Annotated in this window: 15 protein-coding genes; 4 read left to right on the top strand and 11 right to left on the bottom strand. The window is 58.4% G+C overall.

Going from position 1 to position 21,996, the window contains the following annotated elements:
- The first annotated feature begins 37 nt into the window (after nucleotides 1–37).
- From RAE19_RS16600 to rsxB, 3 genes are read left to right on the top strand one after another with little or no spacing between them, the layout of a single operon-like run.
- The gene (locus tag RAE19_RS16600) at nucleotides 38–1,381 is read left to right on the top strand and encodes a hypothetical protein (RefSeq protein ID WP_313875914.1); all 1,344 of its coding nucleotides are present in this window, start codon (nucleotides 38–40) and stop codon (nucleotides 1,379–1,381) included.
- A 54-nt stretch (nucleotides 1,382–1,435) separates the two neighbouring features.
- Nucleotides 1,436–2,872, top strand: coding sequence for a polyhydroxyalkanoate depolymerase (locus tag RAE19_RS16595; RefSeq protein WP_313875913.1), 1,437 nt, complete (start codon nucleotides 1,436–1,438; stop codon nucleotides 2,870–2,872).
- On the top strand, nucleotides 2,869–3,552 hold the full coding sequence (rsxB, locus tag RAE19_RS16590; protein ID WP_313875912.1) for an electron transport complex subunit RsxB: 684 nt from the start codon (nucleotides 2,869–2,871) through the stop codon (nucleotides 3,550–3,552). Before RAE19_RS16595 ends, rsxB begins: the two co-directional genes overlap by 4 nt.
- 49 nt (nucleotides 3,553–3,601) lie before the next feature.
- On the opposite strand, the gene RAE19_RS16585 is transcribed toward rsxB, so the two are convergent.
- From RAE19_RS16585 to scpA, 8 genes are all read right to left on the bottom strand, one after another.
- A complete protein-coding gene (locus RAE19_RS16585) occupies nucleotides 3,602–5,929 on the bottom strand; it encodes a methyl-accepting chemotaxis protein (protein WP_313875911.1) in 2,328 nt (775 codons plus the stop codon).
- 125 nt (nucleotides 5,930–6,054) lie between these two features.
- Nucleotides 6,055–6,531, bottom strand: coding sequence for a VOC family protein (locus RAE19_RS16580; protein WP_313875910.1), 477 nt, complete (start codon nucleotides 6,529–6,531; stop codon nucleotides 6,055–6,057).
- Nucleotides 6,528–8,576 (bottom strand): acetyl/propionyl/methylcrotonyl-CoA carboxylase subunit alpha, encoded by a 2,049-nt coding sequence (locus RAE19_RS16575; protein ID WP_313875909.1) that lies wholly within the window; start codon nucleotides 8,574–8,576, stop codon nucleotides 6,528–6,530. Before RAE19_RS16575 ends, RAE19_RS16580 begins: the two co-directional genes overlap by 4 nt.
- 53 nt (nucleotides 8,577–8,629) lie before the next feature.
- Nucleotides 8,630–9,418: a hypothetical protein gene (locus RAE19_RS16570; protein WP_313875908.1), complete on the bottom strand. Its 789-nt coding sequence runs from the start codon at nucleotides 9,416–9,418 to the stop codon at nucleotides 8,630–8,632.
- A gap of 14 nt (nucleotides 9,419–9,432) precedes the next feature.
- The gene (locus RAE19_RS16565) at nucleotides 9,433–10,965 is read right to left on the bottom strand and encodes an acyl-CoA carboxylase subunit beta (RefSeq protein ID WP_313875907.1); all 1,533 of its coding nucleotides are present in this window, start codon (nucleotides 10,963–10,965) and stop codon (nucleotides 9,433–9,435) included.
- A 40-nt stretch (nucleotides 10,966–11,005) separates the two neighbouring features.
- Nucleotides 11,006–12,058: a hypothetical protein gene (locus tag RAE19_RS16560; protein WP_313875906.1), complete on the bottom strand. Its 1,053-nt coding sequence runs from the start codon at nucleotides 12,056–12,058 to the stop codon at nucleotides 11,006–11,008.
- The gene (gene meaB / locus RAE19_RS16555; protein ID WP_313875905.1) at nucleotides 12,058–13,098 is read right to left on the bottom strand and encodes a methylmalonyl Co-A mutase-associated GTPase MeaB; all 1,041 of its coding nucleotides are present in this window, start codon (nucleotides 13,096–13,098) and stop codon (nucleotides 12,058–12,060) included. Before meaB ends, RAE19_RS16560 begins: the two co-directional genes overlap by 1 nt.
- Complete coding sequence (scpA, locus tag RAE19_RS16550; protein ID WP_313875904.1) at nucleotides 13,095–15,266, bottom strand: methylmalonyl-CoA mutase; 2,172 nt, start codon at nucleotides 15,264–15,266, stop codon at nucleotides 13,095–13,097. The genes meaB and scpA overlap by 4 nt, the downstream gene beginning before the upstream one ends.
- Nucleotides 15,267–15,390: 124 nt before the next feature.
- Between scpA and RAE19_RS16545 the strand changes: the two genes are divergently transcribed.
- The gene (locus tag RAE19_RS16545) at nucleotides 15,391–16,071 is read left to right on the top strand and encodes a GntR family transcriptional regulator (RefSeq protein WP_313875903.1); all 681 of its coding nucleotides are present in this window, start codon (nucleotides 15,391–15,393) and stop codon (nucleotides 16,069–16,071) included.
- A gap of 7 nt (nucleotides 16,072–16,078) precedes the next feature.
- Here RAE19_RS16545 and RAE19_RS16540 read toward each other — a convergent pair whose 3' ends face one another.
- The 3 genes from RAE19_RS16540 to RAE19_RS16530 all read right to left on the bottom strand — a co-directional run bounded on the left by RAE19_RS16540 (nucleotide 16,079) and on the right by RAE19_RS16530 (nucleotide 21,990).
- Nucleotides 16,079–19,696, bottom strand: coding sequence for a YjbH domain-containing protein (locus RAE19_RS16540; protein ID WP_313875902.1), 3,618 nt, complete (start codon nucleotides 19,694–19,696; stop codon nucleotides 16,079–16,081).
- A gap of 810 nt (nucleotides 19,697–20,506) precedes the next feature.
- Nucleotides 20,507–20,653, bottom strand: a complete 147-nt coding sequence (locus tag RAE19_RS16535) for a hypothetical protein (RefSeq protein WP_313875901.1) — start codon at nucleotides 20,651–20,653, stop codon at nucleotides 20,507–20,509.
- A 170-nt stretch (nucleotides 20,654–20,823) separates the two neighbouring features.
- Entirely contained in the window at nucleotides 20,824–21,990 is a 1,167-nt protein-coding gene (locus RAE19_RS16530) for a Wzz/FepE/Etk N-terminal domain-containing protein (protein WP_313875900.1), read from the bottom strand.
- Nucleotides 21,991–21,996: the final 6 nt, after the last annotated feature.

Here is a 21,996-nt window from a genome sequence, read left to right as displayed (position 1 = left end):
TTGCGCATATTCCACGGGCGTCAATGGAGACAAGTGCATGAAGAAAATAGCCTATGCGTTGGGAGCCCTGCTTGGGCTGATTTCCACCACCGCAGGTGCATGGGGCAACCACACCCTCGCAGCCTACCGGGCACTGGAGGCGATGCCCGAAGTCGCCAATGCGGCGCCTGTAACCGTTGAGACCCTGGAAAGCTTCCTCAAGGCCGAAGAAAAGACCATCGAGGCCTTGCTGGCAAGCCATGAGGCTTGGGCGGCGGCAAATCTGCAAAGTTACCCACCCCGCCCCTCCAAGCTGGCTTTTGTTGCCAACCCTAACCGCAGTGACGAAGCACGCCGCTTGGCATTTACCCATGCCTTGCGAATCGCCCCTAACAGCCGGTTTGCACTGTTCATTCAGCCCGACCCGAAGCTCAACGCCTCGCCCGCACCGCGCTTGGCCTCGGAGACTGTCACCACCTTGCCCATGCTGGGCAATGCCAGTCAAAAATTTCAACCCATCAAGGTGGGTGACACCGTGGCGCCCTTGGTGGTTGCCGCCAGTGCCGCTGACGAGCCGGACTACGGGCTGGACATCAACCTGTTTGAAGACAGCCCTTCCGAGTGGGGCAAGATGTACGGCTTCGGTACCCTTCCCTTCGGCAACCCCTTGCTGGTGTATGGAAGCCAGGCGCCATTCCACATGGGTTTCATGCATGAGAACCAGGTGCTGTACACCGCGGCGCCCTTTATCAAGCGGACTTTTCCCCAATTGCGGGTGTACCAGTACTCCACCCTGGCCTCTCTGGCCTTCCGCACCGGCCATCCTTATTGGGGTTGGCGCTTTACCGGCCTGGCATTGCACTACATCCAAGACCTGACCCAGCCTTACCACGCGAGCCTGTCACCCGGCGACTCGACGCTGAAACTGCTCGCCGTCAACGCCATGGCCATGGCGGGGCTCTCCGGCATGAAAAACGACATGGTGACCTTGCTGTCAAACCGGCACTTGGCATTGGAAAAATACCAGTCTGAAGTACTGCTGAACTCCGCGCTGGCCAAGCAAGACACCCCGATTGATCAGGCCCTACGGCAAACCGACAAAGACGCCAGCTACCCCGAGTGGCACGACTTGTACCTTCGCAACGTGGTGGCTGCACAGGCGGCCTCGTATGGCAATCGCATCGCCCAAACACTCGTGGACAGCATCCCGCCAGGATTCGTTTCTGACCCGAATTACGACTTCGGCGCCAATGAAGAACGGGTGACTTTGGTGAAGGAACTGGTGAACGTCCCCACCGAGGCCAAACTCCGGCTGGACGCGCTCGTCGCGGAGTTGCTCGCCAACTTCGGAGCCCACAGCCGCAATGCGGTCCGAGGGATTCTCAAGGCAAGTAACCGCTAATTTGCGTACTCCTGTTATATTGCACTGCAACATTTCTCCGAAAGTGAGCCTCACATGCTGTACCAGCTCTACGAAACCCAACGCTCCCTGATGGAGCCGTTTTCCGACCTGGCATTGGCAGCGGCCAAGTTGTATAGCAACCCGCTGTCCTTAGCCGGACAAAACCCCTTTGCCCAACGCCTGTCCGCCAGCTACGACCTGATGCACCGCTTGGGCAAGGACTACGAAAAGCCCGAATTCGGCCTGCGCACCATCGACGTGGATGGCGTGGACATCGCCATCCATGAGCGGATAGAACTCAGCAAACCCTTCTGCGAATTGCGCCGTTTCAAGCGCTTTACCGACGACACCGCAATCCTAGAAAAGATCAAGGGCCAGCCGGTGGTGCTGATCGTGGCACCCCTGTCGGGCCACTATTCCACCCTGCTGCGCGACACCGTCAAGACCATGTTGAAAGACCACAAGGTCTACATTACCGACTGGAAAAATGCCCGTCTGGTGCCCTTGTCAGACGGTGAATTCCACTTGGACGACTACGTCAACTACGTGCAAGAGTTCATCCGCTACGTGCAGGGCAAATACGGCAACTGCCACGTCATGAGCGTCTGCCAGCCCACCGTGCCGGTGCTGGCTGCGGTGTCGCTGATGGCAAGCCGCGGTGAGACCACGCCCCTGACTATGACCATGATGGGCGGCCCGATTGATGCCCGCAAGTCCCCCACTGCGGTGAACAACTTGGCCATGAACAAGAGCCATAGCTGGTTCGAAAACAACGTGATTTACCGCGTGCCCAGTAACTTCCCCGGCTCCGGGCGGCGCGTGTACCCCGGCTTCTTGCAGCACACCGGCTTTGTGGCCATGAACCCCGATCACCATGCCAAGAGCCATTACGACTACTTCAAGGACCTGATCAAGGGCGACGACGCCTCGGCCGAAGCCCACCGCAAGTTTTACGACGAGTACAACGCGGTGCTGGACATGGACGCCGACTACTACCTCGAGACCATCCGCGTGGTGTTCCAGGACTTTGCGCTGGTCAGCGGCACCTGGGATGTGCGGGGTGAAGACGGCAAGATCGAACGCGTCAAGCCTGCCGACATCACCACCACCGCCCTGCTGTCGGTGGAAGGCGAGCTGGACGATATCTCTGGCTCCGGCCAGACCCGTGCAGTACACGACATCTGCAGTGGCGTGCCCAAATCGCTACAAAAGCACTACGAGGCCATGGGTGCCGGGCACTATGGCATCTTCTCCGGTCGCCGCTGGCGCGAGATGGTGTACCCGCAGGTCAAGGCTTTCATCAAGAGCCACAACAGCCAAGCGAGTGCACCTGCTTCTACAGAGACGGCTGCGGTAGAGACTGCTGTCGTAGAGGCTGTCGCAGCTGCGCCCGCCACCATTTCAGAGCCAAAAGCGACTCCAGCGCCCGTAAAGACTGCGCCAGCAGCTACTAAAAAGGTAGCACGCAAGCGGGTCAGCACCACCAAGTGAGTACGGTCCCGGAGGCTGCGCCTCTGCTGGCGCAGCTGCTGCTGGACGCGCTGCCACAAACCCAGTGCACCCGCTGCGGGTATCCCGATTGCGCCGCCTATGCCGGCGCAATGGCGCGTAACGAAGCTCCCATCAATCAGTGTCCTCCTGGAGGCGCAGAGGGTATTGCGCGCCTAGCGGCCATCACCGGTAATCCAGTCATTCCCCTGAACCCGGAGTTCGGGCAGGAAGGGCCGCGCACCGTCGTCTTTATTGATGAAGACTGGTGCATAGGCTGCACCCTGTGCATCAAGGCCTGCCCGACCGATGCCATCATCGGCAGCAACAAGCGCATGCACACGGTGATCGAGGCACACTGCACCGGCTGCAACCTGTGCCTGCCGGTGTGCCCTGTGGATTGCATGTTGGTGGAAACCGTCTCAGACGATCGCACCGGGTGGGATGCCTGGAGCACGGAAGACGCCTTGAAGGCACGCCAGCGCTATGAAAGCCGCCAAGTGCGGCAGGCCCGCGAGGCTGAAGAGCACGCCCAAGCGTTGGAAGCCAAAGCGCGCATGAAGCTGGCAGATATAGCCACCCATTCCCAACACACCGATGAAGCGGTGTTGGACCAAAAACGTGCAGTTATTCAAGCCGTGCTCGCCAAAGCCCGGGCTCGGAAGGCTGGCAAGGCTGACTGAATCTACCAGTCTACCAGTCGCCCTGCCGCCCGGTGAGAGCACTGGGCAATTAGACGCTGGCCATGAGGCTCTTGTAGACGCCGCAGCCCACGTACATATCGTCCACCTTCACCACATAAGACATCTTGGTTTGCACCAAGCCCGTCAGCGGGTTCGCGATTTCGTACTCCACCCAGCCCGGCGCGTGGTCCGCCTGGTTCACGATGGCGGCGATCAGCGCGTTGCCATCAATACCCGCCACGTCTTGCACCCGCGTGCCCACTTTGGCCTGGTTGCCGGCAAAAGCCAGATACTGGCCACTGCGGTCCAGCACGAAAACATACATATCCCGATCAAACAGGCCGGTGTGCTGCGCGGTGACTTCTCGTACAAAGGAATCGCGCCCGCTATGGGTGCGCCTTACTTCCAAGGCCCTATCCACCAACTGGCGGGCCTCGTCGGCAGAACCTTGTTGGAGTTTAAACACCGCAACCGCATCGGCCAGCACACTGGCCCGGTCTTGCAGCGCGGTGGCCTGGCTGACGGCCTGCTCGACCATCGATGCGTTTTGCTGGGTGATCTCATCGAGTTGACGGATGGCCGTGGTGATTTCCGTCAAGCTCGCGCTCTGCTCTGAACTGGACGCTGAAATCAGCGACATATGGCTTGCCACACCGCGCACGCCTTCTGCGATCGCGGAGATATTGCTGCCAGCTGCCCGGATCTGTTGCACCCCGGCGGCCACTTGCTGTGACGAAGTGGAAATGAGCTGCCGGATCTCTTTGGCAGAGGCTGCAGACCGTTGCGCCAAAGAGCGCACTTCAGTTGCCACCACCGCGAAGCCCCGCCCCGACTCCCCGGCGCGCGCGGCCTCTACCGCCGCATTCAACGCAAGGATGTTGGTCTGGAAGGCCAGGCCGTCAATCACGCCGACGATTTCATCCATTCGGCGGGTGCTGGCTTCAATCGCCTCAATCGACGCAATGGCCTGACTCATGCCGACGGCGCCTTGCTCTGCGGTTTGGCGCACACCCTGTGCCACCCGGTCTGACTCTTGCGCAGAATTGGCGTTGTCCCGGACGGTCGACGCTAGCTCTTGAACGCTGGCAGAGGTCTCTTCCAGATTCGCGGCTTGCTGCTCGGTGCGGTCAGACAGGTTGCGGTTACCCATGACCAGCACTTCACCCGAATTGGCAACCAGCGCCGAATTGCTCCGCACACTGGCGACCATCACCGAGATGTTGTTCACCATCACATCCATCGAATGGGACATGTCTGAGAGCTCGTCATTGCCCCGGATACGAACCCGGTGGCGCAAATTGCCACTGGCCGTCTCTTGCATGAACAACAGCACCTGACGCAAATCGGAGAGAAAACTCAGGTTGAAAGAGAGCATTAGGTAAATCAGTATCGTGAGTGCAAGCGCGCTCCCGGCGATCAACAGGTAGAGCGAGGTGTTCAGGTCGGCCTCGCGCTCACGGAGTTGGCGCACCATTTCAGTATTGACGGCCTTGTGATATGCGCCGATGGCGTCGATGGCTTGGGTACCCGCAGCAAAATACGCCTCGGAGTCCCCACTGGCAGCACCCGGCTTGAACCGCTCCTTAGTGAGGGCGACAAACGCGTTCACCGCGGACTCTGCTGCGTCACCACTCGCGTTCTTGAAACCGACACCGGCCAGAATTTTTTGCGAATACTGCACATCCCGCATCCACGCTGACAGGGCATCGGCCAACACATTGACCCGCGCAACCGCAGAGTCGCTGACCGTGGGTTGGCTCAGGAAACCGGCTCCCGCGCCGCGCAAACGTCCGATCTGCTCACGCAGGGGGATCAAGCGTGACACCGACATATCCATCAGCAGGTAAGTCACGGGCACAGGGTCATAGAGCAAGCCGGATTTGTCGGCCACGCCGTAAACAAACCGGGTCAAGTCTTCAACCAATGCGGTGTGGACAGCAAACGCTTGCGGCGCATCTTTGCCGTCAAGGCTGGCAAACAGGGCATCTAAACGGCTGCGCAAATCTGCCCATTCATTGGGCACGTCCAGTGCGAGCTTTTCGCCCATCACTTTTTCCAACTCGGTGCGCGCCTCTGCGAGTTGGGTGCGTGTTTTGTCACGGGGGGTCTGGGCTGCTGCATTGCCCAGCAGCAGCATATTGGTTTGACCGCGGTGCGACTGAATCAAGCGGATCAAATCAGTCGCTTGCTCCACCACCACCACGCCGTCAACCTCCGCCCTAATGATCGCGGTATCGCTCAGCGTTTGTCGCAGTAGCTGCGAAACCATCAAGATCATGGGGAGCAAAGCAACCAGGAACACGATGGCCAACTTGGCACCGAAACGCATCTTGCGCATGCCCCACATGCCGGGGTACAGAATCTTTACAAAGCTCATAACGGGCGTTCCTTGCAAATCTCGCGAATAGACTGACTCTATCGCTTTTTGTGTTCTTGTTGGGGACAAAAAAGGGGGCATAGCCCCCCGTGTTTCCCCTCAAGCGGCAGCGCCATGCGCGAGTGTTAGCCCAAAGCAGCAATCACCTCGGGTGGGGCCTGCACCAATTCGATCAACACCCCCTCGCCTGCAATCGGGAATTCGTCATTGCTTTTGGGATGCAAAAAGGTAATGTCGTAGCCCGCTGCCCCTTTGCGGATGCCACCGGGCGCAAAGCGTACGCCTTTGGCCATGAGCCACTCCACCGCCACCGGCAGGTTGTCGATCCACAGGCCCACATGGTTCAAGGGTGTGGTGTGCACCGCAGGCTTCTTGTCAGGGTCCATGGGCTGCATGAGATCGACTTCCACCTTGTAGGGGCCGGTGCCCATGGCGCAGATGTCCTCGTCCACGTTTTCCTTCTCGCTTTGGAAGGTACCCGTGACCTCCAGCCCCAGCATGTCCACCCACAGGGTTTGCAGGCGCTTTTTGTCCGGGCCACCGATGGCGATTTGTTGGATGCCCAAGACCTTGAAGGGGCGTTTGACTGCAGCGCCGGTCATACGAACTCCACGATGGCTTGGTCCACGCTCAGGCTCTCGCCCTTAGCGGCCAGCACCTTGCCCACCACACAATCGGCGGCGGCAAACAGCACGTTTTCCATCTTCATGGCTTCGATCACTGCTACGCGTTCACCGGCCTGTACCTTCTGGCCGGGCACCACTGCCACATCGACCAGCAGGCCGGGCATGGGCGAGAGCACGTAGCGGCTCATATCGGGCGGAGCCTTGTGCGGCATGAGCTTGTGCAGTTCGGCCATGCGGGGGGACATGACCAGCGCATCGATACGGGTGCCGTTGTGCTGCACGCGCAGGGCCAGCGGGTTCTTGGGAGTACCGCGCTCCACCTGGGCGGTGAAGGCTTTGCCGTTGACCGTGCCGGTGATGGCAATGTCGTTCAAGCGTGATTTGCTACGAATAACATAGCTGCTCGCGCCCACCCGTACTTGGGCAGAGCCAGTTTCACCTTCAAAATCGTCCACATGCACAGCGGTGTAGCTGTTGTTGCCCGCGGCATCTAACGTGACCACCACATAGTCTTTGCCCGCGTCGACCGCATAGCCCGGCAACTGGCCGGACATGCCCGCTGCACGCTCGCGCGACTTGCGGCGCACAAAGGCGGCCAGCGCGGTCAAAAATGCTGCGTCGTCATGCGGCACGTCTTCCGCAAAAAAGCCCTTGCCGTAGTTCTCGGCGATGAAGCCCGTGTTGAAATCGCCGCTTACAAACTTGGGATGAGCCAGCAACGCGGCTTGGAACGGAATGTTGCTGGACACGCCGCGAATCACAAAGCCGTTAAGAGCCTCGCGCATCTTGGCAATCGCATCATTGCGGTCCTTGCCGTGCACGATGAGCTTGGCAATCATCGAGTCGTAGAACATGGGGATCTCGCCACCGTCCTGCACGCCGGTGTCCACGCGTACACCTTGCAAGTGCCCAGTGTCGCTCTGCCACATGGTCTGCTCAGGCGGCGCAAAGCGCACCAGGCGACCCGTGGAGGGCAGGAAGTTGCGGAAAGGGTCTTCGGCGTTGATGCGGCACTCAATGGCCCAGCCGTCGCGCTTCACGTCTGCTTGCGTCAGCGGCAGCTTCTCGCCTGCCGCCACGCGGATCATCAGCTCCACCAAGTCCAGTCCGGTGATGCATTCGGTCACCGGGTGCTCCACCTGCAGGCGGGTGTTCATTTCCAGGAAGTAGAAGTCCTGGTCCTTGCCGACCACAAACTCCACGGTTCCGGCGCTCTGGTACTTCACGGCCTTGGCCAGTTGCACCGCCTGCTCGCCCATGGCTTTGCGGGTCGCGTCGCTGATGAAAGGGCTGGGCGCCTCTTCAATCACCTTCTGGTGACGGCGCTGGATGGAGCACTCGCGCTCGTTCAAATAGATCACATTGCCATGGCTGTCGCCCAGCACCTGGATCTCGATGTGGCGCGGCTCCTGCACAAACTTCTCGATGAAGATGCGGTCGTCGCCAAAGCTGTTGCGGGCCTCGTTCTGGCAGCTGGCAAAGCCTTCAAACGCTTCCTTGTCGTTAAACGCTACGCGCAGACCCTTGCCGCCGCCGCCGGCCGAGGCCTTGATCATCACGGGGTAGCCAATGCCCTTGGCAATTTCCACCGCCTGCTCAGGGCCACTAATCGCGTCGTTGTAGCCAGGGATGGTGTTGACCTTGGCCTCGTTGGCCAGTTTTTTGGACGCGATCTTGTCGCCCATGGCGGCAATGGAGTGCGCCTTGGGGCCGATGAAGGCAATACCTTCGTCTTCGCAGCGCTTGGCAAAGGCTTCGTTCTCGCTCAAGAAGCCGTAGCCGGGGTGCACGGCTTGTGCGCCGGTTTGTTTGCAGGCGGCAATGATTTTCTCGGCCTGCAAATAACTTTCGCGGCTGGGCGCGGGGCCGATGTTGACGGCCTCATCCGCCAGCGCGACATGACGGGCCTCTTTGTCGGCGTCCGAATAGACCGCTACGGTCTTGATGCCCATTTTCTTGGCGGTGGCAATCACTCGGCAGGCAATTTCGCCACGGTTGGCGATCAGGATTTTGGTGAACATCGGGGACTCCTTGATGGGATATCTGATTGGAAGAATTTCAGTGGCACGTAGGGTTAGCTTTTCAACAGCCACGTCTGAAGTTCTTGGCAGCCGGCTTGGGTGGCATTGTTCAGCGTTAGCGCCCCTGCCAGTTGGCGGTGCGCCTCGACCAGCATTTGCTGCACTGCCGTCACGCCGAATTTGGGCACCAACATCGGTGCATCGCTATCAGCAGGCACCAAGCCGCGTTTGCGCCACTGCCGCATAGCGGATGCAAGGCCTGTGGCCGAGCTGGCATTCAGGTCTGTGCACTGGCGTACACCTTCACTCAAGACCAGCCCTGTTACCAATTGCTGTGCCACTTGCAGTTCGCCTGCGGTGGGCTCCCCGGGGGGCACAGCATGCGGCCCCGGTGTGGCTGGCGGAGGAGAACCAAACAGTGGCAAGTGCTTGCCTGCGAGCGCGCCGTCGATATGGGACTTCACCCACCCGGCCTCGTTCTTGATCTGCCGCGCCAGAACTGCAACCGCCTGGCTGCCGTTAAAGACATAGAGGTTGGGGACGCCTTGCAGGCGGATATCCAGATCAATCTTCGGGAAGCTGCGCCAAGGCGTCCACTGCACACGTCGAAAACTCACCTCCGATCCGTAGGTTTGCGCCAAGGCATCAAAAGCCTGATCGTCGTTCACGCAATAGCCACAGCGCGGGTCGGGGCTCCAAAAATGCACCACGGTCACCTTGGCCCCTCGCAAAGCAACCGGCAAGTCCGCGGCGGCGGTCTGCACAACTGGTGCAGCAGCGGCTGCCGTGGTTATGCAAATTCCAGCCCATCCAGCGACAGCAAGCGAAGTCACACGTTTCATAGCGACGGGTAACCTCACAGCGGAATGTTCCCGTGCTTGCGCCAAGGGTTTTCCAGCTTCTTGTCCTTGAGCATCACCAGCGAGCGGCAAATGCGTTTGCGGGTTTCATGCGGCAGGATCACGTCGTCGATAAAGCCGCGCGCGCCAGCCACAAAGGGGTTGGCAAAGCGGGCTTTGTACTCAGCTTCCTTGGCAGCCAGCTTGGCAGGATCGCCCTTGTCTTCGCGGAAGATGATTTCCACCGCGCCCTTGGCGCCCATCACCGCAATTTCTGCGTTGGGCCAGGCCAGGTTCACGTCGCCACGCAGGTGCTTGGAGGCCATCACGTCATACGCGCCGCCGTAGGCCTTGCGGGTGATGACCGTGATCTTGGGCACGGTGCATTCGGCATACGCGTAGAGCAACTTGGCGCCGTGCTTGATGATGCCGCCGTACTCTTGGCTGGTACCGGGCATGAAGCCGGGCACGTCCACAAACGTGACCACGGGGATATTGAAAGCATCGCAAAAGCGCACAAAGCGCGCGGCTTTGACAGAGCTCTTGATGTCCAGGCAACCTGCCAATACGAGCGGCTGGTTGGCCACGATGCCGATGGTCTGACCGTCCATGCGCGCGAAGCCGATGATGATGTTCTTGGCGTACTCGGGCTGGATCTCGAAGAAGTCACCGTCGTCCACGGTTTTGACGATCAGCTCCTTCATGTCGTAGGGCTTGTTGGGGTTATCGGGCACCAGGGTGTCCAGGCTCAGGTCTTTGCGGTCGATGGGGTCGCCGCTCTTGCGTACCGGGGCCTTCTCGCGGTTGCTCAGGGGCAGGTAGTTGTAGAGGCGGCGCAACATCAGCAGCGCCTCCACATCGTTCTCAAACGCCAGATCGGCCACGCCGCTCTTGGTGGTGTGGGTGAGTGCGCCGCCCAGCTCCTCGGCGGTCACCTCTTCGTGCGTCACGGTCTTCACCACTTCGGGGCCGGTCACGAACATGTAGGAGCTGTCTTTCACCATGAAGATGAAGTCGGTCATGGCTGGGCTGTACACCGCGCCACCGGCACTGGGCCCCATGATCATGCTGATCTGCGGAATCACACCGCTGGCCATGACGTTGCGCTGGAACACATCTGCATAACCGCCTAGAGAGGCCACACCTTCCTGAATGCGGGCACCGCCCGAATCATTGAGGCCGATGACCGGAGCGCCCACTTTCATGGCCTGGTCCATGACCTTACAGATCTTCTCGGCATGGGCTTCTGACAATGCGCCGCCGAACACCGTGAAGTCCTGGCTGAACACGAACACCAAGCGGCCGTTGATCATGCCGTAGCCAGTAACAACGCCGTCGCCGGGGATCTTCTGCTCGTCCATGCCGAAGTCCACGCAGCGGTGTTCGACGAACATGTCCCACTCTTCAAACGTGCCTTCATCCAGCAGCACTTCGAGGCGCTCGCGCGCAGTGAGCTTGCCTTTTTTGTGCTGCGCGTCGATGCGCTTTTGCCCACCGCCCATGCGGGCCAGCTCGCGCTTGGCTTCCAGTTGTACGAGGATGTCTTGCATGTTTGTCTCCAAAAAATTACCTTTAATGATTCGCGACTGTTCAACAGTTAGATGATTCGTGGAAACGGTGTTCAGTTTGAACTACCGACTTGATCGCTGCGATGAAATCTCGAATTTCAGGGTTGCCACCTTCAATGTAAGAAACTGTGGCTTCAAGTTCGCCCAATCTCACCGCGTGCGAGCCCGGACCTTTTGCAGGATGGGTCAAGAATTCGTCAATGACTAGCAATCCACCTGATTCAACTATCCATGTATCGCAGAGGGTTGAAAAACCTAGCGAACCACCCTTGCTTTTCCACATCACTAACTCCCCAGAGTCATCAATCGGCAACGTCCTTAACCATGCTCGGGGAGTTAGGAGCAATCTCGGCGAGTACAGCGCGCGCTGTGCCTCGATCAACGATCGGTCACTGGCAGGATCAGAAACAGCGCCAACGTGATACCACTTTCTAATGCTCGGGCGGTCTAAGTCGCTATCACGCAAGCGAGCTATTGCTATCGGATCAGGCATTTGATCTAACTTGCTCAACTGTCTATGGAACTCAGGCAAATAGGGCTTTGCCGCAGCCTTTTCATCATCCCAGTGCTGATAGAGCATCCCCGACAAAGCTAGCCCGCGCTGATGCCGCGTATCTCCGAACCATGACGCACCCCACAGACAATGTTTGCGCCTCCAGACTGCATGTAAAACCACATCCCCCTCCGAAGTGGTCTGAAGTTCGGAAAAATCCCCTGATGTGGTTGTAGGCCTACCCAATACCTGAAGCAATTGCTCATACCCTTGACGAATGGTTCCCAAATGCCCTGCGGCTGGATCTAGAGGAAGTTGGTACCAAACCTGTTCAATGGGTCGATTAACAGCGAAACAGTGAGCTTCAACGTATCCATAGGACAAACCCAAAACACCACCAGGGCCCTCGATAACTGCGTTGCGCTTTTGCAAAAAGTGGCCCTCTATGGCAATGCCTCTCGCCTCTAAATCGAAGAGAGTTGAGCCGAAAGGCAGCCAGTCGTGTCCAACGGAAAATTGCTCCAGAGGCAAGCTTGCAACCGCCTTATCGCCTCCGAATTTCAACCACTTCAGAAAAAACATCAGGATTTCGCTCCTAAATTAGGAGCTGCTTGCGCAGTTAATTCGAGGACAGAGAGCAGATTTCGTGCTGCGGTGCTGGCGGCCAACTGACCCGCCTGCACCGCCGCAGTGAGCTGGGGCAGCTGCTCGCGCACCGCCGGGTTTTGCTTGAAGGCCTGCTTCAGACCCGCGTCAATGCGCTCCCACATCCATGCCAGCGACTGGTTCTGGCGGCGCTGGCTGAACAGGCCATTGGCGGTTTGTAGGGTCTGGAATTCGGTGACTGCAGCCCAAAAGGTATCCACGCCCTTGCCCAGCAGCGCGCTCAGGCTCATGACGTTGGGCTGCCAATGCTTGTCGCTGTGCGGGTCATTCGGGTTGCCATGCATACCCAGCAAGCGCAGGCTGGAGGTGATCTGCGCCTGCGCGCGGGTGGCGGCATCGGCGTCAATGTCGGCCTTGTTGATGACCACGAGGTCGGCCAGCTCCATCACACCTTTTTTGATGGCTTGCAGGTCGTCGCCCGCATTGGGCAACTGCATCAGCACAAACATGTCGGTCATGCCCTGCACCGCTGTCTCAGACTGGCCCACGCCCACGGTCTCGACGATCACGATGTCGTAACCCGCTGCCTCGCAGACCAGCATGGCCTCGCGCGTTTTCTCGGCCACTCCACCCAATGTGCCGCTGGACGGGCTGGGTCGGATGAAGGCTTTCTCGTGCATGGACAAATGCTCCATGCGCGTCTTGTCACCCAAAATGGAGCCGCCGGATACCGAGCTGGAGGGGTCAATCGTCAGCACCGCGACCCGGTGGCCTTGCCCAATCAGGTACAAGCCCAGCGCTTCAATGAACGTGCTCTTGCCCACGCCTGGCACACCACTGATGCCCAGCCGGAACGACTTGCCGGTGTGCGGCAGCAGCGCGGTGAGCAGCGCGTCGCCCTGCGCCCGGTGGTCCACGCGGGTGGACTCCAGCAGGGTGATGGCTTTGGCTATTGACCTGCGCTGCAAGAGGGACTCGCCCCCCAGCAGACCGGCCTGCACGGCTTCAGGGGTCACCCTAGTGCCTTTTCGATCTGGCTCAGCACATCACGCGCACTCACCGGAATGGGGGTGCCGGGGCCATAGATGCCTTTGACGCCTGCGGCGTACAAAAAGTCGTAGTCCTGCCGCGGGATCACGCCGCCGACAAAGACGATGATGTCGTCTGCGCCCTGTTTCTTCAGCTCGGCAATGATGGCGGGCACCAGGGTCTTGTGGCCTGCGGCCAAGGTGGACACGCCGACTGCGTGCACGTCGTTTTCGATCGCTTGGCGGGCGCACTCTTCGGGGGTCTGGAACAGCGGGCCCATGTCCACGTCGAAACCCAAGTCGGCAAACGCGGTGGCTACTACCTTGGCGCCGCGGTCGTGGCCGTCCTGGCCCAACTTGCTGATCATCACGCGCGGGCGGCGGCCCTGCTTCTCGGCAAAGCTGGCAATGTCGGCCTTCAGGGCGTTCCAGTACTCCATGGAGTCTCCTTGGGCGCTGTCGTAGGCGGCTGCGTACACGCCGCTGACCTTGTTGGTGTCGGCACGGTGGCGGCCAAAGGCTTTCTCCAACGCATCGCTCACCTCACCCACTGTCGCGCGCAGGCGGATCGCCTTGATGCTCAAGTCCAATAGGTTACCGGTATTGGTCTCTGCTGCAGAAGTGATAGCAGCCAGCGCAGATTCCACAAGGGCTGAATCCCGTTTTGACTTGATTTCTTTAATGCGGGCGATCTGGCTTTCGCGCACCGCCACGTTGTCGATGTCGCGGGCTTCGATCACGTCTTCGTTCTTGAGCTTGTACTTGTTGACGCCCACGATCACGTCCTGGCCGCTGTCGATGCGCGCTTGCTTCTCGGCAGCGGCGGCTTCGATCTTGAGCTTTGCCCAGCCGCTGTCCACGGCCTTGGTCATGCCGCCCATGGCTTCCACTTCTTCGATGATCTTCCACGCCGCGTCGGCCATGTCCTGCGTCAGCTTTTCCATCATGTAGCTGCCAGCCCAAGGGTCGATCACGTTGGTGATGTGGGTCTCTTCCTGGATGATGAGTTGCGTGTTGCGGGCGATGCGCGCGCTGAATTCGGTAGGCAGCGCGATGGCTTCATCAAAGCTGTTAGTGTGCAGGCTTTGCGTGCCGCCAAACACGGCGGCCATCGCCTCGATGGTGGTGCGCACCACGTTGTTGTACGGGTCTTGCTCGGTCAGGCTCCAGCCGCTGGTCTGGCAGTGGGTGCGCAGCATCAGACTCTTGGGGTTCTTGGCGTCAAAGCCCTTCATGATGCGGCACCACAGCAGGCGCGCGGCGCGCATCTTGGCGACCTCCAAATAGAAGTTCATACCAATCGCCCAGAAGAAGCTAAGACGCCCGGCAAAGTCGTCTACGTCCAGCCCGGAAGCGATGGCGGTCTTCACATATTCTTTTCCGTCGGCCAGCGTGAAGGCCAACTCCAGCGCCTGATTAGCGCCCGCCTCTTGCATGTGGTAACCCGAGATGCTGATCGAGTTGAACTTGGGCATGTTCTTGGCGGTGTAGCCAATGATGTCACCGATGATGCGCATGCTGGGCGCAGGCGGGTAGATGTAGGTGTTGCGTACCATGAACTCTTTCAGAATGTCGTTCTGAATCGTTCCGGATAGCTTGTCCTGGCTCACGCCCTGTTCTTCAGCGGCCACCACATAACCGGCCAACACCGGCAGCACGGCGCCGTTCATCGTCATGGAAACCGAGACTTTGTCCAGCGGAATCTGGTCGAACAGGATCTTCATGTCCTCGACCGAATCAATCGCCACGCCGGCCTTGCCCACGTCGCCTGTTACACGCGGGTGGTCAGAGTCGTAGCCACGGTGGGTGGCCAGGTCAAACGCGACTGACACGCCCTGCCCGCCTGCAGCAAGTGCCTTGCGGTAGAAGGCGTTGGACTCTTCGGCGGTAGAGAAGCCGGCGTACTGGCGGATGGTCCAGGGGCGCACCGCATACATGGTGGCCTGCGGGCCGCGCAGGTAGGGCTCAAAGCCGGGCAGCGTGTCGGCGTGCTTCAGGTCTGCCGTGTCTGCTGCGGTGTACAGCGGCTTGACCGCGATGCCGTCGGGCGTGATCCAGTTCAGCGCGTCCACATTGCCGCCGGGGGCGGATTTGGCTGCAGCCTTGGCCCAGGCTTCCAGTGTGGCGGATTGAAATTCAGGCTTCTTGTCGGTCATGGCGGGGTCGCAATCTATGGGTTACCGCTGGCAGGATCAGCGCGGCAAGTTTACATTATTCATAATTATTGATTCAGAATATTGGTTGCAGCTTACAATCCACCCACTTTTTGAGCCCTACCGCATGTCCGCCTTGATGTCTGATGCCCGCCCCGCTGTATCGCTGGCCCCCCGCCCTCTGTATGAGGAAGTGGCGGAGCTACTGCGCCAGCGCATCTTCAAGCGCGAGTTGGAGCCCGGCAGCTGGATTGATGAGCTGAAAATTGCCGAAGAGTTCGGCATTAGCCGCACCCCCCTGCGCGAGGCCCTGAAAGTGCTGGCCGCCGAAGGCCTGGTGACCATGAAGGTGCGCCGTGGCGCCTATGTGACCGAGGTGTCGCAACAAGACCTGGCCGATATCTATCACTTGCTCAGCTTGCTCGAGAGCGACGCGGCCGGCGTAGTGGCCACCAAGGCCACCGAGGCGGAAATCAAAGAACTGCAGGCTCTGCACAAAGCACTGGAGGCAGCGGCCAAACCCGGCAAAGACAAGGCTGCCACCACCGACCAGTTTTTTGCGGTGAATGAGAAGTTCCACATGCGCCTACTGGAGATTGCCAACAACCGCTGGCGCGACCAGATGGTGGCTGACCTGCGCAAGGTCATGAAGCTCAACCGCCACAATTCCCTGCTCAAAACCGGGCGCATTGAAGAATCCTTGACTGAGCACCGCGCCATCATGGACGCCCTGGCTGCCCGCGACCCTGCGCTCACCGCGCAGCGCATGGCCGAACACTTTGCCAATGGGCTGACCGCAGCTGAATAATCAGCCGTTAAAAGCGCTTGGTGGCGCCGATGTATTGCGGGCTGACATCCGCCTGCCAACCCTTTGGCTTTTGCGCGGACAAGCTTGGCATCAAAGAGCCGATGGCGTAGCCCAAGAAGGCGCCTGCAACCGTATCCGAAAACCAATGCTCCCCCTGCTGTATACGACCCAAAGCACTGGTAGCAGCCAACGCATACAGGCCAGGTTGGTCGTACCTTTGGGCAAAAGGTGTGATCAGCGCAAAAGTGGTTGCCACATGGTTGGATGCGAAGCTTGATTGGCCTGCATTCACCGTTCCGCCTTGGAAATCAGCTGCCCCGAGCCCGTCTTTGGGACGAGATCTGCCCACTGCATATTTCAAGACGGTGTTGGCGCCCAAAGTCACGCCAGCAGCCATGAGAGAGGAACGCGCAGTGTCCGCAGCGCTATCGCCCGCGAGACCCGTTGCCAAAGCGCCAGTACAAAGGGCTAGTGCTACCGGCAGTGCATTGCTCAACTTCGCCGCACGCTCCCAGCCGCCGCCTTGATGATTGGCTGCCCAATTCTTCAACCCAGTATCTGCAAAACCAGAGAGCATCACGCCAGCGACACCCGTAGCCCAAGCAGATGCCGGAACACCGGACACACGTTGACCGAATTGTTTGGCAGCGCCACCCACTTGACCCCATGAATTCACGGGGTCACTCTCAATGAGCGAGAGATCTTCGCCAAAGCGGAAACGATTTTTTTGGCGGGTTGTGGGGTCGGACACCCATTGCATGGCGCGTGCATCGCGCTGAGACGTCAAGTTGAACAGCCCCACACTCCTAGCTAGACGGGCGCCGCCATCCCGAGTGAGGGGTGACCAAACTACGTTGGCAGTTCCAGCGCTGGTTTTCGGAAGGAGCAGATCAATCGGGATCGTGACGTAAATACCCTTGTCGAAGCTGCCCTCACCAAACTGCTCTGCAGACACGTTGGTTTTGGTAGCCCATGCACCAATCGTCGTGCCGTTGGCAAAAACACGATGCAGGTCCAAGGTGGCACCCACATCCCCAGCCAAATACTGACCCACCTGCAGCTTGGCCCGCAGCCCATTCCACCCGGTATCCCAATACGCCGTCGCGTGGCCGGTGTTCACTTGGTAGTCCCGAAGCGCAAAATCCTGCGAAAAGCCTCGCTGTCGCACACGGTTGACATCCACGCCAAAAGCAAAGTTGCTTTGCCATGGCCGGTACAACCACTCACCGCCCACGCCTGCGTACATGGACTCCAAAAAGCCCCCGTAAACGCTGGCATAGTGCCCGCCACCGAAATCTTCGACATGCGTAACCTGCAACTCAGGAAGGGTCACCCTAGAAGACGTTACATAGCGTCTAACGTCTGTGCGCACCCGCGGTAGATTGCTGGGCGCGTTGTATATGAAGGTATCGTAGTTGTCGAAAGCTCGACCGTTTAGGGTTGCGCTGAGCCACGTTGTCGGAGTCAAGCGCTGCTCGAACTTGGCGTGTACCCCGGCACGGTAAAGAACAAAGCCGTCGGGCCCCCCAAAACTCTGGCTGTAACTTGGAGCCACTACAAAACTCGAGACGCTCTTGTCGAAAAGAAGCCCATCGCTTCCATCGCTCGCGCTGACCGGGGCCATCCGCGCAGTCGAAGCACGCGCTTGAAGGGCCGGCAGCGTTAAAGCCGGCGCTTGAGCCTGAGTTTGCTGGGTCAACCATTCGGCGCGATCGATATCAAGCCCCATCATGGCCAAGCCGCGTTCGCTCAACTCGAAGGAAAAGTGCCTCACAACTACGGGTGCTCGGTGATGCAATACACGAATGGCCTTCTCCACCCGCTCTTTCAAAAAGACTGCGCCATCCGACTCAGCAGACAAAACGAGGCGATGCCCTTGGATCGAAAGCGCGCGGACGGTCCAGCCCGTTTGAGCGTTGATTTCAGCGGCAATCGCTGACCAGTTAAGCGGCTCCGCTGGCGACAGGGGCTTGGCAGCCAACACTGGCAAAGGTCGGTCTAGAAGCTTTGGCATCTCCAGCTGATGCAATCCAAGATGGAGCGTTAAGCCGAACATCACGCGATTACCACGCTCAAAGCCGGCAGATAAATCTACATTGGGGGAATAACGATAGACCAGTCCGAAATTGAATGGAGAGTCTTGTTTTTCGCGTCCACCCAACGGCTCAGAGGCGTAGTTGTTTCCCTCGTATTCGGCTTTGAGCACCCATTTTCCTGTGGGAGAACTCCACTGGATGCCTCCGAAAACCGATGCGTCACCACGAAACAGGTTCTGCTCATTGGTTTCGCCACCAGATGCGGTGCTGATGGTAGCTCGCTTCTTGAAGGAGCTCCCCAAAAAGCCGAGGGGCGACTGGATGTCACCCCGTCCCCCTAGATAGCCCCAACCCAAGCCCAAACTAGCATCCCAGGCGCTCCAGCGCTTGTTGGCCACCAAATACTCGCCGGAAAATAAGCCGGTACCACCAATATCACGCATACCCACCGCCAGCTCGGGCAGATTTGCGCTTTCTTTCAGAAGCCGCAGCTTCACGTCGATCGATTTATCTTTGTACGTCTGGTCGCCTGCAATGGATTCTCCGTACAAACGATTGGCGATGTCGGTGTATCTGAAACCTGCTTCCATTCCATCGAATGGCTGCAGCATGACGGTTCCACGCGTATAGGGATACGAGCCTGAAAAATGGGTCCTGACACTCCCGGCTGGCGCCATTCGTGCCGTCGGCGTTTGCAACAAGCCGATTTCGCCCCAATCACTTGCCGTTAACTGCTGCTTAGTGATCACACGTTTTTCTGGAAGCGCAGCGGGCTCAAACCTAGGCTTTTCAGGCAAAATACTTTCAGCCGGTGGCTGAGTCGCCAAAAACCGCGCCAGATTGGCAGACGTGCCTTCACCCACAGCACCGCGGCCGGGAGCCCAAACCCAGGCACCGGGCGCCAACTCGATATCTTGCTCAGCATTCCACTCCGCAAAGGCTACTTTGATCACCCGGCCATCCGGCTGAACGACCCAAACCGTATCAACAGGCAATTCGGCAGCAATACAAGCGCGAACATACTGCTGTAGTTGTGAAAGAGGCTGATGCGTCACAAGGCAAAGCTGCCCATCGTGCCCCATTACCCCGACCGTGCTCGGTTCGCCATACCAACGAACATGGTCACGATCGCCCAGCACCGGGTCAAACTGTGGTGACACTTGCAACCAATATCCATCGGAACTGGCAAGCGGCACACGCCCCGTGACGGGAAGTGACTCCAACACACGCAAAGCCCCAGTACCCCCCGTTTCACCCAAGCTAGTCATGCGAAGGCCCGAAACCACGGCATTGCGCAAGGCCAATTGCGGACCTCTCTCCGCAGCAACCAACCAATGCAAGGCATACGAATTTGGCATTGCAGGCACATTGCGAATTACCCAATCACTCAAGCGCTCGCCTGCCTGAACTGCTCCGGAAACAACTCCAGTCGATGGCGCACTTTCAAATGGCGGAGGGGACAGCAACTCGGCTGAGACCCGTGGCACCCAAGCTAAGCTCAACAGGACCACAAGAGTCACATTTCGATTTGAAAAACGGCTATTCATCGCCCTGCCCCACGCAAAGGCCATTGGAGAAATTGAAAACACATTTGCGCGCTTACACATTGCCGGGAAAAAACCACTCGTTCCTCCCCATCATCTTGGGCAACTGCAAACCAACTCTCCGGCAATACAGCGTGCGGGCTATCTGCAACAACTTGCTCACGGAACCAGGTGTAGTTTTTCAGCGAGGACGGGGGCATAGCCTCTGACAAAGAGAAAGGCAACCGAAGAACACCATCAGCTGAAACTACCATACGTGTGAGCCTCACGGACTCCTTTTTGTTCGAGAGATAGCCCGGCAACTCGCTTCTCGACCGCATGTAGACAGGAGCATTGTCCGGGGACAAGGTTTCCCACGAAGGAATTTTTGACAAGAACCGAACGGAGGTCCAATCAACTGGGAGCCCGTTGGTTCCCACCAGTCTTCCCGATTGAAACTTGAAGAGCTCAGCTCCCGCCGAATACCACACCTCTATAGGCCCCTCTGGGACTTGAAGCACATTGCCAAGTACCAGTAAGGTTGGCAGGTTTCCTTCCTGATGGACCAGCAAATAGCGTATCGAGGGGTTTAGCCGGGACGCTAACTTATTCAGCCGGGCCTTAGTCGATTCTTCTTTATGAAACAAATAGGCGGCTGTTTCTGTCTCAGGGCCTAGCAGCGAGGAGCAGCCACTTGCCAAGACTACGAGCCCCCCCAAGATGAGTCGAGCAATAAGATTCAATGGAGGATGCCCCAATAAAAAAGGCGCCCGCAGGCGCCTGGGAGAACAGAAGCTGGTTAGTTTGAACCGGCAGTTGTTCCTGGCGTAGTTCCAGAAGAGTTTTGGTTAGTTGTAGCTACTGTCACGACACCCGCTACCAACGCCAAAGGCAGCAAAGAAGCAGCAGAAACAGCAACAGCGCCACCAGCAGCCGCTGCAGCACCTGCAGCACCTGCACCCGCACCTGCAGCACCGCCAGCACCTGCACCGCCAGCACTAGCACCACCGCCAGCACCTGCACCGCCAGCTTGAGCTAATGCTGACTGGGAAGTCAAGGACGCCAAAACAACAGCTGCGGCCAACAATTTAGAAACTTTCATAGCAAACCCCTTTTTAAAAATCTATGAATCAGACCAAGCCAGGCCAACGTACAGCCGCCCCAGACTCACGGATATTACTACACTCAGGCCTTCAATTCACACCGATAGAACGTCGGGCCGCGTGTCGCAAACGCAACAGTTTCTCTGCCAACTCAGGGTCGGCGACTGCATTTCTAACGGCATGGCGCATGAATACAAAAAGCAACAACACAAAAAAAGATGCAAGGGTCACTAGCGTAGCAATTAGCGCTTTTTTGGGTTTACTTTTCTTCTCTGGAGGAACCGCTGCATCCACCACCTGAATCAGCGCACCTTCACGGGCTTCGTCTACCCGGGCTAATTCGTATTGTTTGGCAAACAATTCAAAAAGGGTTTCGTAGTATTTGACATCCCGAACTCGCCCAACGTAACCCGCGTTATCACCGTCGACCGGAGATGGCTTTTCCAATTTTGCAAACTGTGTTCTGAGTGCAGAGAGCTCTGTCATCGCTTGCTTGAAGTCGGGTGCAGACTCTGTAAGGTAGCCCCGCATACTGGCCACTTTTACTTCTTGGGCTGCTATTTGCGCCTGCACTTGCGCTACTGCGCTGATCGTGGCAACAGGGCTGGACTTTAGAGCGGAGCTGTTGACGCCCGAACTACGGAGTGCGGTCTCCGCAATCGACAGATTCCGCTTGGTCGCTTCGAGCTGGGTTTCAAAGAAGACCCTGCGCTGCTGAGCTTCAGTAACCGCCAGCCGGGCAAGCAGTGTCCGAAGCTCTTCAACATACGCATTCGCAATATCCGCAGCGAGCTTGGGAGAGCCATTGTCGACCGAGACAACGATCAGGCCGTCTTTGCCTGACGTGATTTTGCTGACTCCATCCAATTGCGCTCGGGCATCGGTTAAGGATTTGAGCTCAAATTGTTCAAGTAAACCAAATCTCCCAATCAGCGCGTTGGCCACAGCGTCGCTCTTAAGCAGCGAAACATATTGATCATTCGGACTCTTGATGCCCGCGGCTGCACCAGCCACACCGCCAAGGGCACCAAGACTTTGCAGCATCATCGCTGCACTTCCCTGCTGCTGCTGCGGAGGCATGAATACGGTGCTCGCAGTGTACGTTGGCGCCAGGCCGAATGAAATAGCAAGTGCCGCAAGCCCCAAACCAATCGGAGCCAATATCAATAAACGCAGATTTTCAGCAATTACTTGTAGCAGGTCCAAAAGACTGATTTCATCGTCTTCAGCTGCTTCGGTGTTGGATTCATGATTCATGGAATT

The sequence above is a fragment of the Rhodoferax potami genome (assembly GCF_032193805.1).
In the GTDB taxonomy this organism is placed as follows: Bacteria; Pseudomonadota; Gammaproteobacteria; order Burkholderiales; family Burkholderiaceae_C; genus Allorhodoferax; species Allorhodoferax potami_A.
This window is presented reverse-complemented; position numbering and strand designations above follow the sequence as displayed.

Excerpts from the sequence above, each read along its gene's own strand:
- RAE19_RS16600 (WP_313875914.1), top strand. The coding sequence starts at position 38 with ATGAAGAAAATAGCCTATGCGTTGGGAGCCCTGCTTGGGCTGATTTCC.
- RAE19_RS16595 (WP_313875913.1), top strand. The coding sequence starts at position 1,436 with ATGCTGTACCAGCTCTACGAAACCCAACGCTCCCTGATGGAGCCGTTT.
- RAE19_RS16585 (WP_313875911.1), bottom strand. The coding sequence starts at position 5,929 with ATGAGCTTTGTAAAGATTCTGTACCCCGGCATGTGGGGCATGCGCAAG.
- RAE19_RS16580 (WP_313875910.1), bottom strand. The coding sequence starts at position 6,531 with ATGACCGGCGCTGCAGTCAAACGCCCCTTCAAGGTCTTGGGCATCCAA.
- RAE19_RS16575 (WP_313875909.1), bottom strand. The coding sequence starts at position 8,576 with ATGTTCACCAAAATCCTGATCGCCAACCGTGGCGAAATTGCCTGCCGA.
- RAE19_RS16570 (WP_313875908.1), bottom strand. The coding sequence starts at position 9,418 with ATGAAACGTGTGACTTCGCTTGCTGTCGCTGGATGGGCTGGAATTTGC.
- RAE19_RS16565 (WP_313875907.1), bottom strand. The coding sequence starts at position 10,965 with ATGCAAGACATCCTCGTACAACTGGAAGCCAAGCGCGAGCTGGCCCGC.
- RAE19_RS16560 (WP_313875906.1), bottom strand. The coding sequence starts at position 12,058 with ATGTTTTTTCTGAAGTGGTTGAAATTCGGAGGCGATAAGGCGGTTGCA.
- scpA (WP_313875904.1), bottom strand. The coding sequence starts at position 15,266 with ATGACCGACAAGAAGCCTGAATTTCAATCCGCCACACTGGAAGCCTGG.
- RAE19_RS16545 (WP_313875903.1), top strand. The coding sequence starts at position 15,391 with ATGTCCGCCTTGATGTCTGATGCCCGCCCCGCTGTATCGCTGGCCCCC.
- RAE19_RS16530 (WP_313875900.1), bottom strand. The coding sequence starts at position 21,990 with ATGAATCATGAATCCAACACCGAAGCAGCTGAAGACGATGAAATCAGT.